Below are 12,445 nucleotides of genomic sequence, written 5' to 3'. Positions count from 1 at the left end.
TTGGTGTCGAAGAAAGTGCGAAAGATTTACTGTCAGAGATGATGATTCGCCATCAGGCCGGTATCGTGGCCGGCTCCTCGGCCGCCTTCTCCACCGACTCGTCAGGCAGGAATCGTCCAACCAACTTGTCGTAGAGGAACACACCGATCGGAGCGCCGATCAGCGGTCCGACGATGGGCACCCAGAAGTACAAACTTCCGTACTGATCCCGCCAGGCACTGCCGTAACCGGTGAGGTACGACGCCAGACGCGGGCCGAAGTCACGGGCCGGATTGATGGCGTAACCCGCGTTGGTAGCCCAGGCGAATCCGATTCCCACCACGATCAATCCGACGACGAAGGGCGCGAGATTCGCAAGCGGCGGAGTGCCGCGGGAATCCGTCACGGCAACGATGAGGAACAGCAGGATGGCCGTACCGATGATCTGATCGATCAGCGCCGAGCCGAGACTGACCGGAAGCGTTCCGTTTCCAGGCATCGTCGAGAAGATCGTCTGCGTGGCCGTTGTGTGTCCGGGATCGATGGCGTTGAGCATGTCGTTGTAATTCCATCGAACGATCAACGCCGCGACAAAAGCTCCCGCAGTCTGCGCCAGCGTGTACGGCAGCACCTTGCGCCAGGAGAAGTCCCGGAAGATCGCGAAGGCGAACGTGACCGCGGGGTTCAGATGAGCACCCGTCGCCCGGCCTGCGACATAGATTCCGAACATCACGCCGAGTCCCCAGGCCCACGCAATGCTGTCGTGTCCACCGAGACCCCCTGCGCTCCCGCCGGACACCACCTGCGCCACCACCCCGACGCCGAACAAGATCAAGATCATCGTTCCTGCAAACTCGGCTGCCAACTCGCCTGGAAGCCCCAATCGCTTGGCTTTCTCCATCCCCACCCTCACTTCGTTGTGATGCATGTCATAGTTTGGTCTGCTGCACTCGTAGCGTAAGGCCCTTTGCACATTCACGCATAGCTCTGGCACATATGTGCAAGTTGCCCATTTACGCACCGTAACGCGGGTAACAGACACACTTCAGGGACTTTGCGTGATCGAACGCTTCAGCCTGGTCCGACTCGGATAAGATTCGGTTCAGTGCTCTTGCACGTACGTGCAGACAGGACGAAACCATGGAAACTCCCACTTCCGACTCTCCAACCTCCGACCCGGCGGACCCGCGTATCGCCGACGCTGTTCAGGCCGCTCGCCTCTACTACTTCCAAGATCAGACGATGGCTGCCATCGGGCGCGACATGGGAGTCTCCAGATCCACCGTCTCCAGGCTGATCACCTACGCACGCACTTCGGGACTCGTCGAGATCAAGATCAGCACGCCGCACGGCCAGGCGCCTCGCATCGAACGCGAGTTCTCGGAACGGTACGGAGTACGCGCACACGTAGTGACCGTGCCGGAACTGGTGGGGGATCTCGAGCGACTCGAGAAGGTCGCCACTTTCGCGGGACGCCTGTTGGCCTCGTTCTTCGACAGCGACATGGTGATGGGAATCGCCTGGGGAACCACTCTCAGCGAAGTCAGCAAGCACCTCGCCCCCAAGCGCACGTACAACTCTTACGTCGTGCAACTCAACGGTGCTGCCAATACCCGCACCACGGGAATCTCCTACGCCAGCGACATCATCAGAACCATCGCCGACGCCTACGGTGCTCTGCCACAAGGATTTCCGGTACCTGCATTCTTCGACTACCCGGAAACCCGGGAACAGTTGTGGCGCGAACGCAGCATCAAGCGAGTGCTGGACATGCAGAAACGAATGGACCTGGCAGTCTTCAGCATCGGCGTCCCGGGTGGCAACGTGCCCAGTCACGTCTACACCGCCGGATACCTCGAACCCGATGAAGCAGAAGCACTTCGACGCGACGGAGTGGTCGGGGACATCGCAACCGTGTTCTTCCGGTCCGACGGGAGCTATCGCGGCATAGAACTCAACGAGCGCGCGAGTGGACCGCGGCTCGACCTTTTCGAGAAGGTCGCCAGACGCGTGTGCATCGTCGCCGGAACAGCAAAACTGCCCGCCCTGGAGGGAGCACTACGGGGCGGGTTGATCACCGACCTGATCATCGACGACGTCAGTGCCACCGCGCTGGTGTCCTGACCGCTGCACCAACTTCTCGATTCCGTCGAGCAGAAGGCCAAGCGAGAAACTGAAATCGAAAGCATCATCGCCGGCTGCCTCGCCCTCCGGACTGCCGTCCTCGAAGCCTCCCTCCTCGATTGCAGCACTGAGGTAGGGAAAGTCCTCGCGGTTGATGACTCGCGCGATGAGGGCGCCGTAAGCCACGTCGTCGCCAGCCGACTGCGCCGACCGCGAAGCCAGGTCAGCCGAGAAGCGGGCACGGCCGATCACGAACAACGACACGTTGGTCACCACCTGGAACTTCGATGCGGCACTCAGAGCGACGCCGTCGAGTGCGCTCAGCCCCGCGTCGAGCCACGCCATGTTGTTCGGTCCGGTCGGCGGAGCGGTGATGGGCAGCTTGAGCCACCAGGGCCGACTCAGCATCGTGGCGTACTCCTGGTTCGCCCACGCCTCGAGCTTGACGCGCCAGGTCACGTCGTCGGGAATTATCGGCGGCGGCCCGATCACTCGATCCGAAATCAGTTCGATCAGTTCGTCTTTGCTTGCCACGTAGCGATAGAGCGACATCGTCGTGAACCCGAGCGCTTTGGCCACCCGGCCCATCGACAGTGCCGTGACACCTTCGGCGTCGGCCAACTCGATCGCGGTGTCGAGGATGTGCTCGAGACTGAGCCCCTTCTTGGGACCCCGCGTTCCGGGCTGATCCAGTCCCCAGGCCAGTTCGACCGTCCTCGGTAGCGCGCCGCCATCCATACAGCTCCCACTCTTCGCTCTTGCCATCATCCTAGAACTGTGTACGCTATAAACACGAGTTTATGCCATACACAGTTACCTCGGAGGTTTCGATGCCAGGAACGATCCCCGCAATCTCGGTCCGCGGACTCCGCAAGCGCTACGGCGATCAACAGGTTCTGGACGGACTCGATCTGTCGGTACCCGCCGGATCGGTGTACGCCCTCCTCGGAGCGAACGGCGCCGGAAAGACCACAGCGGTAAGAATTCTCACCACCCTCATTCCTTTCGACGCCGGCGAAGTCACCGTGGCGGGCCACTCACTCCCCGACGATCCCCAGAACGTTCGCCGACGCATCAGCGTCACCGGGCAATATGCTGCCGTCGACACTCTGTTGACCGGTTCCGAGAACCTGACTCTCCTGGGCGAGCTGAATCACCGGGGCCGGAGGAACTCTCGAAAACGTGCCGACGAACTGCTCGACCAGTTCGACCTGACGGACTTCGGCGACAAACGAGCGGGCGACTACTCGGGCGGCATGCTCAGGCGACTCGACATCGCGATGAGCCTGATCGCGAAGCCGGACGTCGTCTTCCTCGACGAACCCACCACCGGCTTGGACCCGAGAAGCCGCCACGAAATGTGGTCGATAGTTCGTGGCCTCACAGCGTCGGGTGTCACGATCTTCCTCACCACCCAATACCTCGACGAGGCAGACGAATTGGCCGATACCGTCGGCGTGCTCAGTGGCGGCCGTCTGGTCGCCGAGGGAACACCGGACGAACTCAAGCGTCTTGTTCCTGGCGGCCACGTCGCACTGCAATTCGAGAACCTGGCCCAACTCGATCTCGCCGCGGCGTCACTGCCGCAGGCACACTCGAATACCGAGACATTGACCCTGCACATCCCTTCCGACGGAGCCGTTCCGTCGATCAAAGCCATCCTCGACTCTATCGACGACCCGTCGATCACCGTCGAGAAGTTCTCCGTTCACACCCCGGATCTGGACGACGTGTTCTTCGCGCTCACCGGATCCGGCCAACCCGAGATTGCGAGAGTTCGATGACGTCCACCATTGCAGTCGATTCCGCGGTGATGCTTCGCCGGAATCTCAAACACGTTCTGCGTAGCCCTGATTCGATGATCACCGCGATAGCGCTTCCGATCATGCTCATGCTGCTGTTCGTGTACGTCTTCGGCGGCGCAATCAACACCGGTGCCGAGTACATCGACTACGTCGTGCCCGGAATCATCCTTCTGTGCGCCGGTTTCGGCGCCTCCACCACCGCCGTCAGCGTCTCGAGCGACATGAAGGACGGGATCATCGACCGTTTCCGGACGCTCGCGATCTCACCGTCATCGGTCCTGACCGGGCATGTGCTCGCCAGCGTCGTCCGCAATGTTCTGACGACGGCGATCGTGGTTCTCGTCGCGCTGATCATGGGTTTTCGTCCGACCAGTGATCCGCTGCGGTGGCTCGGCGTCGCCGCGGTGATCGTCGCCTTCGTGTTCGCGATGTCGTACCTGTCGACGGCACTGGGGCTCCTGGCCCGGAACCCCGAGGCGGCAAGTGGTTTCACCTTCGCCATCATGTTCCTGCCCTACGTCAGCACTGCTTTCGTACCGGCTGAGACCATGCCGTCCTGGCTGCAGGGGTTTGCCCGGCACCAACCGGTGACTCCCATCATCGAGACGGTGCGTGGACTCTTGATGGGCACCCCGATCGGAAACAGCGCCGTCATCGCGCTCGCCTGGTGCCTGGGCATCGCCGCCGTGGGATTCGTGTGGTCGAACTGGCTCTACCGGCGAAAGACAACACGCTGACCACACAGGAAAGCCCCGCACCTGACGGTGCGGGGCCCTCGTGCTGTGCGCCTTTATTAACCGCGGGGGGTTAATAAAGGCGCACAGTAAATTACTTGGCGTCCAGCAGATCGATCACGAAGACCAAGGTCTTGCCGGAAAGCTGGTGCCCTGCACCGGCGGGGCCGTATGCCAGCTCCGGCGGAATGGTGAGCTGACGGCGTCCGCCGACCTTCATGCCCGGGATGCCGTCCTGCCAGCCCTTGATCAGGCCACGAAGCGGGAACTGAATGGACTCGCCACGGCTCCAGGAAGAGTCGAACTCTTCGCCGGATTCGAACTCGACACCGACGTAGTGAACGTCGACGGTGCCACCGGGAACGGCTTCGGCGCCTTCTCCGACAACCAGGTCCTTGATGACCAGATCGGTCGGCGCGGGGCCTTCCTGGAACTCGATTACGGGCTTGCTACTCATGGGTCCTCCTCGTTGAGGCGAAATATTGGGTACAGAAGACTAGCGGGTGGTGATATCGCTAGGTCACGCGTCAGCGGGACGTGATGTCTCTGTAGTCACGCTCGGTGTAGCCGGTGTAGATCTGGCGCGGGCGGCCGATCTTCGTAGCCGGATCCTCGTGCATTTCACGCCAGTGCGCAATCCAACCGGGCAGACGGCCCATGGCGAACAGCACCGTGAACATACGCGGCGGGAAGCCCATCGCGCGGTAGATGAGGCCGGTGTAGAAGTCGACGTTCGGGTAAAGCTTGCGCTCGATGAAGTAGTCGTCCGTGAGGGCGGCTTCTTCGAGTTGCATTGCGATGTTGAGCAGTTCGTCGTCGCCGCCGAGCTTGGCGAGGATGGTGTGCGCAGTTTCGCGGACCAGCGCAGCGCGCGGATCGTAGTTGCGGTAGACGCGGTGCCCGAAGCCCATGAGCTTCACGCCGTCTTCCTTGTTCTTGACCTTGCGGACGAACTCGGCTGCGGTGCTGCCGCTGGCCTTGATCTCGTCGAGCATCTCGAGCACTGCCTGGTTCGCGCCACCGTGCAGCGGGCCCCACAGTGCGTTGATGCCGGCCGAGACGGAGGTGAACAGGTTGGCGTCCGACGAGCCGACCATACGCACGGTCGACGTGGAGCAGTTCTGCTCGTGGTCGGCGTGCAGGATCAGCAGCATGTCGAGTGCCTTGGCGACCTCGGGATCACCCTGGTAGGGCTCGGCCGGGAAGCCGAACGTCATGCGCATGAAGTTCTCGACCAGGTTCAACGAGTTGTCCGGGTAGAGGAACGGCTGTCCGACGGACTTCTTGTACGCGTACGCAGCGATGGTCGGCAGCTTCGCGAGAAGACGGATGGTGGACAGTTCCACCTGCTCCGGATCCTCGGGATCGAGCGAATCCTGGTAGTACGCCGACAGTGCGTTCACTGCGGACGAGAGAACCGGCATCGGGTGAGCGTTGCGCGGGAAACCGTCGAAGAACCGCTTGAGGTCCTCGTGGAGCAGGGTGTGTCGACGAATGCGGTCCGTGAAGGACTCGAGCTGGGCGTCGGTCGGCAGTTCGCCGTAGATCAGCAGGTAGCTGACCTCGATGAACGTCGACTTACCTGCCAACTGCTCGATGGGATATCCGCGGTAACGCAGGATTCCCTTCTCGCCGTCGATATAGGTGATTGCAGAACTGGTGGATGCAGTGTTCACAAAACCGGGGTCAAGGGTGGTGTACCCCGTTGTGGCCAGCAGCTTTCCCAGCTCGATGCCGTCATTGCCCTCGGTTGCCCTGGCAATGGACATCGTGTACTCACCACCGGGGTAAGTAAGCGTGGGCTTTGTGTCATTGTCAGCGGGCACGAAGGATCCCTCTCAAGCTCGAACCAACGAGTAACTACATGCGATCAACTAGAAACTAGTCGCACGGGAGAGATCGTGCCGAAGGAGGGTCGCCCCACGGCTATTTTTCGGGTACTCACGAACCCGACATACCCACCGAAACTGAAACACGTTCCAGGCGGGATTTTCCCACCCGCGTGACCGGTACTCCTGTCTACGGAATCGCGCGCTTACCCGCATTGATCTGCAAGTCTCGACAGCAGCACGAGACGTGGACGAACGATCGACCTTCTGAACCACTGACACGGAGTACCGAAAATCGATTGTTATCGGCCGATACCCAGACTGCGTTACACGATCCCACGGTATGAGAGCCGGATCACAGAGCCTTGATGCCCCAGCTACCAGTCCACGTCTGACCCGGTCGAAGCACCAGGAGATCGATGCCCGAGTTGAATGCATCGGGTGGGCAGGTCATCGGCTCCAAAGCCAATGCTCGTCCACGGTCGGGATATCCCTTGTCGTTGGCGGGATCTGCGATGAATGCCTGAATCCACGGGAACTCGCGGTTGGTCCACAGCGCTGTGCCCGTTCCATCCGGAGCCAGCAGCTCGTGCTGAGTGCGACCACTGCCGTCGACGACGTCCAACGCGCTGTACGGGGTGTCCAACTGAACCCCGGCGAGCAGTCTCGGCGTCCGGAAGTCGTAGTCCGTACCGGCGACTGCCTGCGAATACGCGTTCGGCAGCATCCTCGCCGGATCGATCGGCAGTCGCGTGCCTGCCGCCAGATGCAGAGCACATTCGTCGAGCGGAAAGTCGCCGGCGCGGATGAAGGTGTGCATTCCGAGCCCGAACGGCGACGAGGTCGCACCCTTGTTCGTGGCCGTGTGAGTGACGGTCAATCCGTCAACACCGACCTCGTAGGCGACCGTCAGCTGCAACGGATACGGCCAACCCTTGTGCAGTCCCACGTCGACCGACAGTTCGACGCGCTCGTAGGTGTGGTCGACGAGGCTCCAATTCCGACGCCTGACAAACCCGTGGCTTGCGTTCCCCAGCGCCGGTTCGGTGATCTCGAGTTGATGCTCGATTCCGTCGAACATGAAGTGCCCGTCCCGAATCCGGTTGGGCCACGGCGCGAGAACCAATCCGGCAGAGAGCGGCGGCTTCGATCCGAGGGCCCAGGTTTCGGTCAGCGCGCGCTGACCGTTGGGCCCCTCGTGATCGAGAAGCCGCAGTCCGGCACCGGCCGCCGCGATCTCGGCCCGATAGCCGCCACCACGGATCTCGAACCCTCCCCTACCCGTGCTGTGCGGCGCAGTCATACGTACCAGTTTCCACCACGAGCGACCGGTTAACCAGGACGTCAGACGGCGCGTCCCACCTTGTAGCGAACGAACGCCGGGAATGCGAGGGCAGAAAGGACAACACCGACAATCACCAGGAAGCCGCCTCCCGCTGCCGCAACACCGGTTCCGAACAGGAAGGCCGCGCCGCCGTGCAGTACGTCACCGATACGCGGACCACCTGCCACGACCACGATGAAAACGCCCTGCAATCTTCCGCGCATGTCGTCGGTTGCCACTTGCTGGAGCATCGTGCTGCGGAATGCGGCCGAGACCATGTCGACGGCGCCGCCGAACGCCAGGAACGCCACCGCGACCCAGAGCAGAATCACGCTGGAACCGGGACTCGCGAAGTACACGGCAACGCCGAAGCCGACCATGGACAACCCCCACAGCACGATGCAGACCATCACGGCGCGCCCCTGGTACTGCACCCGCGGCAACCAACCCGAGAAGACTCCGCCCAGAACGGCTCCCACCGACATCGCCGCGAACAGCAGTCCGAGCGCAGAACCACCGCTGGCAGGGTCACCGAAGGATTCGTGTGCGATCTCCGGGAACAGTGCACGCGACATCCCGAACACCATCGCGATGATGTCCACCACGAACGACGCGAGCAGAACCTTCTGCGTCGCCAGATACGTGAAGCCGCCAAGCACCTCGCTCAATCCGGCCCGCCGAGAGGTCCCGGTCGGCGGAATCGCCGGGAGAGCTTCCACACTGCCCACAACGTGGCGAGCAGAAAGATCGAGTCGACCAGGTAGAGCAGCTGCAGACCTGCCTTCGGAATGAGAACGCCGGCCAGCAGCGGGCCGGCTATTGCACCGAACTGCACGACGGTCATGTTCAGCGAGTTCGCGGCAGGCAACTGTCGGCCCGGAATCAGCCGAGGGATGATCGCCGCTCGAGTCGGCTGGTTGACGGCAAAGAACGCCTGTTGAACCGAGAACAAGCCGAGCACCAACCACACGTTGTTCACGTTCAGCGCGGCTTGGATCCAGAACAGAACCGACGTGACGCCGAGTCCGATCGAGGTGATCATCAACAGTCGTCGTCGATCCATGACATCGGCGAGGGCGCCGCCCCACAGACCGAAAACGATCAGCGGTACCAGGCCGAAGATTCCCGTCAGACCGACATAGGCCGAGCTCAAGGTGATCTGATACACCTGCTGCGGTACGGCGACCACACTGAGCTGAGCGCCGATAACGGTGACGATGCCGGCCGTCCACAGTCGTCGGTAGTCGCGATTCTCGAGCGGAGTCGTATCCGCAAGTAACCGGCTCACGGCTGGAGTCGGACGGCGGACCACTGACCGTCGACCAGGCTCGTGCGAACTCGATTGTGCATGCGGTTCGCGCGCCCTTGCCAGAACTCGACAGACTCCGGCCGAATCAGAATCCCGCCCCAGTTCGGTGGCACCGGAATCTCTCCGTCCACGCCGAATCGGGCCGCGACCTCACGCAGTTGCTCGTCGAGATCGGCACGCGAGCCGATCGCACGAGACTGCGACGACGCCCACGCACCGAGCTGCGATCCACGAGGCCTGGTTCGCCAATACTCCTGCGTCAGTTCATCACTCACCCGCTCGGTGGCGCCGCGAACGATCACCTGCCGGGCAAGAGTCAGCCACGTGAAGTTGGCCGACGCGTACGGATGGGCGTCGAGTTGACGAGCCTTGTCGGATCCGTAGTTGGTGAAGAAGAGCACGCCGTCTTCACTGAGGCCCTTGCAGAGCACGGTGCGCGAGGCCGGGTGTCCACGGTCGTCGACCGTCGACAGAGTCATGGCATTCGGTTCCGGCGCGTCCGCTTCGACGGCGTCCACGAGCCATTGACGCATGAGGGGCAGCCAACCGGTCTCGACGACCGAGGTATCCAATTCCGCACTCATGCGGTCCTCGACGGACTCCGATTCGCTGCCTGCTTGCGGATAGCCCACGCGCATGGCCGCGAGTTCGTTGTCCACCGCCTGCGGGTCCTGACGTTCATTCGACACAGCCGAGAACGCTACTCCCGGGTACTCACTGGCCAACGGCTACGCGGCACGCGCTAAAGTTTGCCGTGGCTAGACCCGACCCGGACCGCGAGCCGCACCAGCGACAGCAACCGAATCGGGACGAGAAGATTGCGCAGTACTAAACACGGTGCGTGCTCATCCCTGCGAGCACCGAGGCGCAGTCACTGAAGCTGAGGCAGTGCGACTGTAGACCTGGCGCACTCGAACGAGGAGAGTCCACGAGAATGGCAGCGAGCGCAGCAATACCGGACGATTTTGTGAGCGGACTCGAAGGCGTCGTCGCCTTCACCAGCGATATCGCAGAACCCGACAAAGACGGCGGCGCACTGCGCTACCGCGGAGTCGACATCGAAGACCTGGTCGGCCAGAGGGTCACCTTCGGCAACGTATGGGCCCTTCTCGTCGACGGCCGCTTCGGCCCCGGCCTCCCGCCGGCCGAGCCGTTCCCCCTCCCCATTCACACCGGCGACGTCCGTGTCGACGTCCAGGCCGGACTGGCGATGCTGGCTCCCATCTGGGGCTACCAGCCGCTCCTCGACATCGATGACGAGACCGCCCGCGACCAGCTCGCCCGCGCGTCCGTCATGGCACTGTCCTACGTCGCGCAGTCCGCTCGCGGCATCTACCAGCCCGCAGTCCCGCAGAGCCGCATCGACGAGGCCAAGACGGTCACCGAGCGCTTCATGGTGCGCTGGAAGGGCGAGCCCGATCCGGCACACGTCGAGGCAATCGACGCGTACTGGGTCTCGGCAGCCGAGCACGGCATGAACGCCTCCACCTTCACGGCCCGCGTCATCGCCTCCACCGGCGCCGACGTCGCGGCCTCGCTCTCCGGCGCCATCGGCGCGATGTCCGGCCCGCTGCACGGCGGCGCTCCGGCCCGCGTTCTTCCGATGATCGAAGAGACCGAGAAGACCGGCGACGCCCGCGCACTGGTCAAGGGAATCCTCGACCGCAAGGAAAAGCTCATGGGCTTCGGACACCGCGTCTACCGCGCCGAAGATCCCCGTGCACGCGTGCTCCGCGCTACGGCGAAGCGTCTCAACGCTCCCCGCTACGAGGCTGCCGCAGCTCTCGAGCAGGCAGCACTGACGGAACTGCGTGAGCGTCGTCCCGATCGCGCGATCGAGACCAACGTCGAGTTCTGGGCTGCAGTCATCCTCGACTTCGCCGAGGTTCCCGCGCACATGATGCCCGCCATGTTCACCTGTGGTCGCACCGCCGGCTGGTGTGCACACATCCTCGAGCAGAAGCGTCTCGGTAAACTGGTACGCCCGGCCGCCATCTACACCGGCCCGGAGCCCCGCACGCCTGAGTCCGTCGAGGGCTGGGACCAGATCAGCCACGCGTGACACCCGCTCGAATTCGCCAATCATGGTAGTACAGAACACAAGTGAAGGAACAGAAAGAAGCGATGACCTCCACACCGATCATCCCCGCCGACCTCAAGCCCGCCGACGGACGCTTCGGCTGCGGTCCTTCCAAGGTTCGCCCCGAGCAGCTGCAGTCCCTGGTCGAGGTGGGCGCTTCGGTGTTCGGCACCAGCCATCGCCAGAAGCCGGTCAAGAACGTTGTCGCCAGCATTCGTTCCGGCCTCGCCGATCTGTTCTCACTGCCCGAGGGCTACGAGGTCGTCCTCGGTAACGGCGGAACCACTGCGTTCTGGGATGCGGCTGCATTCGGCCTCATCCGCGAGAAGTCGCTGCACCTGACCAACGGCGAATTCAGCTCCAAGTTCGCTTCGGTCGCCAAGGCCAACCCGTTCATCGGTGACCCGATCGTCGTCTCCGCCGATCCGGGCAGCGCACCGGTGCCGGTCTCGGACCCGTCCGTCGATCTCATCGGCTGGGCGCACAACGAGACCTCCACCGGCGTGTCGATCCCCGTCTCGCGTCCCGCGGGTTCGGAGAACGCCCTGATCGCCATCGACGCCACCTCGGGCGCCGGTGGACTCCCGGTCAACGTCGCCGATTCCGACGTCTACTACTTCGCTCCGCAGAAGTGCTTCGCTGCAGACGGCGGACTGTGGATCGCGCTGATGAGCCCGGCCGCCCTCGAGCGCGTCGCGGAGATCAAGGATTCGGGACGCTGGACGCCCGACTTCCTCTCGCTGCCCATCGCCGTGGACAACAGCTCCAAGGATCAGACGTACAACACCCCGGCCCTGGCCACCCTGTTGCTCTTCGCCAACCAGATCGAGTGGATGAACAGCAACGGCGGCCTCGACTGGACCACCGCTCGCACCGCGGATTCGTCCTCGCGCCTGTACAACTGGGCCGAGGCCAGCGAGTTCGCAACGCCGTTCGTCGCTGATCCGGCACACCGCTCGCAGGTTGTCGGCACCATCGACTTCAACGACGACGTCGACGCAGCAGAAGTTGCAAAGATCCTGCGCGCCAACGGAATTGTCGACACCGAGCCGTACCGCAAGCTCGGACGCAACCAGTTGCGTGTCGGCATGTTCCCGGCCATCGACCCCGATGACGTCACCGCTCTCACCAAGAGCATCGACTGGGTCGTTTCTCAGCTCGGCTGATTTTCACACTGCTTCACCGCTCGGCCCTTGACATCGTGTCGGGGGCCGAGCGTCGTTTGCGCAAGACCCTGTGAGCTACCACACCGGTAGGTGAA

Annotated in this window: 11 protein-coding genes and 1 pseudogene; 5 read left to right on the top strand and 7 right to left on the bottom strand. The window is 62.8% G+C overall.

Annotated elements, in window-relative coordinates; translation table 11 throughout:
• Positions 1 to 52: 52 nt before the first annotated feature.
• On the bottom strand, positions 53 to 880 hold the full coding sequence (locus tag ACFQ6H_RS06115) for an MIP/aquaporin family protein (RefSeq protein WP_378644800.1): 828 nt from the start codon (positions 878 to 880) through the stop codon (positions 53 to 55).
• 239 nt (positions 881 to 1,119) lie between these two features.
• On the opposite strand from ACFQ6H_RS06115, the gene ACFQ6H_RS06110 reads away from it, so the two are divergent.
• Complete coding sequence (locus tag ACFQ6H_RS06110) at positions 1,120 to 2,103, top strand: sugar-binding domain-containing protein (RefSeq protein WP_317828753.1); 984 nt, start codon at positions 1,120 to 1,122, stop codon at positions 2,101 to 2,103.
• Here ACFQ6H_RS06110 and ACFQ6H_RS06105 read toward each other — a convergent pair.
• Positions 2,038 to 2,841: a TetR/AcrR family transcriptional regulator gene (locus ACFQ6H_RS06105; protein WP_378644797.1), complete on the bottom strand. Its 804-nt coding sequence runs from the start codon at positions 2,839 to 2,841 to the stop codon at positions 2,038 to 2,040. The two genes, ACFQ6H_RS06110 and ACFQ6H_RS06105, sit on opposite strands and share 66 nt — an antisense overlap.
• Before the next feature lie 92 nt (positions 2,842 to 2,933).
• Between ACFQ6H_RS06105 and ACFQ6H_RS06100 the strand changes: the two genes are divergently transcribed.
• Entirely contained in the window at positions 2,934 to 3,887 is a 954-nt protein-coding gene (locus ACFQ6H_RS06100) for an ATP-binding cassette domain-containing protein (RefSeq protein WP_378644697.1), read from the top strand.
• The gene (locus ACFQ6H_RS06095; protein ID WP_378644695.1) at positions 3,884 to 4,645 is read left to right on the top strand and encodes an ABC transporter permease; all 762 of its coding nucleotides are present in this window, start codon (positions 3,884 to 3,886) and stop codon (positions 4,643 to 4,645) included. Before ACFQ6H_RS06100 ends, ACFQ6H_RS06095 begins: the two co-directional genes overlap by 4 nt.
• A 91-nt stretch (positions 4,646 to 4,736) precedes the next feature.
• Here ACFQ6H_RS06095 and ACFQ6H_RS06090 read toward each other — a convergent pair whose 3' ends face one another.
• From ACFQ6H_RS06090 to pdxH, 5 genes and pseudogenes are all read right to left on the bottom strand, one after another.
• On the bottom strand, positions 4,737 to 5,099 hold the full coding sequence (locus ACFQ6H_RS06090; RefSeq protein WP_003940440.1) for an FKBP-type peptidyl-prolyl cis-trans isomerase: 363 nt from the start codon (positions 5,097 to 5,099) through the stop codon (positions 4,737 to 4,739).
• 70 nt (positions 5,100 to 5,169) lie between these two features.
• Positions 5,170 to 6,468 carry a citrate synthase gene (locus tag ACFQ6H_RS06085; protein ID WP_003940509.1) on the bottom strand — a complete coding sequence of 433 codons (1,299 nt, stop codon included), beginning with the start codon at positions 6,466 to 6,468 and terminating at the stop codon, positions 5,170 to 5,172.
• A gap of 358 nt (positions 6,469 to 6,826) precedes the next feature.
• Entirely contained in the window at positions 6,827 to 7,774 is a 948-nt protein-coding gene (locus ACFQ6H_RS06080) for an aldose 1-epimerase family protein (RefSeq protein ID WP_378644693.1), read from the bottom strand.
• Between the two features lie 41 nt (positions 7,775 to 7,815).
• Positions 7,816 to 9,083: pseudogene (locus tag ACFQ6H_RS06075) on the bottom strand (MFS transporter).
• Positions 9,080 to 9,793, bottom strand: coding sequence for a pyridoxamine 5'-phosphate oxidase (gene pdxH / locus ACFQ6H_RS06070; RefSeq protein WP_378644691.1), 714 nt, complete (start codon positions 9,791 to 9,793; stop codon positions 9,080 to 9,082). Before pdxH ends, ACFQ6H_RS06075 begins: the two are co-directional and overlap by 4 nt.
• A 245-nt stretch (positions 9,794 to 10,038) precedes the next feature.
• Here pdxH and ACFQ6H_RS06065 point away from each other — a divergent pair, with 245 nt between their 5' ends.
• Complete coding sequence (locus tag ACFQ6H_RS06065; RefSeq protein ID WP_230814514.1) at positions 10,039 to 11,166, top strand: citrate synthase 2; 1,128 nt, start codon at positions 10,039 to 10,041, stop codon at positions 11,164 to 11,166.
• Positions 11,167 to 11,228: 62 nt separating this feature from the next.
• The gene (gene serC, locus ACFQ6H_RS06060; protein ID WP_007733484.1) at positions 11,229 to 12,350 is read left to right on the top strand and encodes a phosphoserine transaminase; all 1,122 of its coding nucleotides are present in this window, start codon (positions 11,229 to 11,231) and stop codon (positions 12,348 to 12,350) included.
• Positions 12,351 to 12,445: the final 95 nt, after the last annotated feature.

Source organism: Rhodococcus sp. NPDC056506 (genome assembly GCF_042794945.1).
Classification (GTDB): domain Bacteria; phylum Actinomycetota; class Actinomycetes; order Mycobacteriales; family Mycobacteriaceae; genus Rhodococcus_F.
This window is presented reverse-complemented; position numbering and strand designations above follow the sequence as displayed.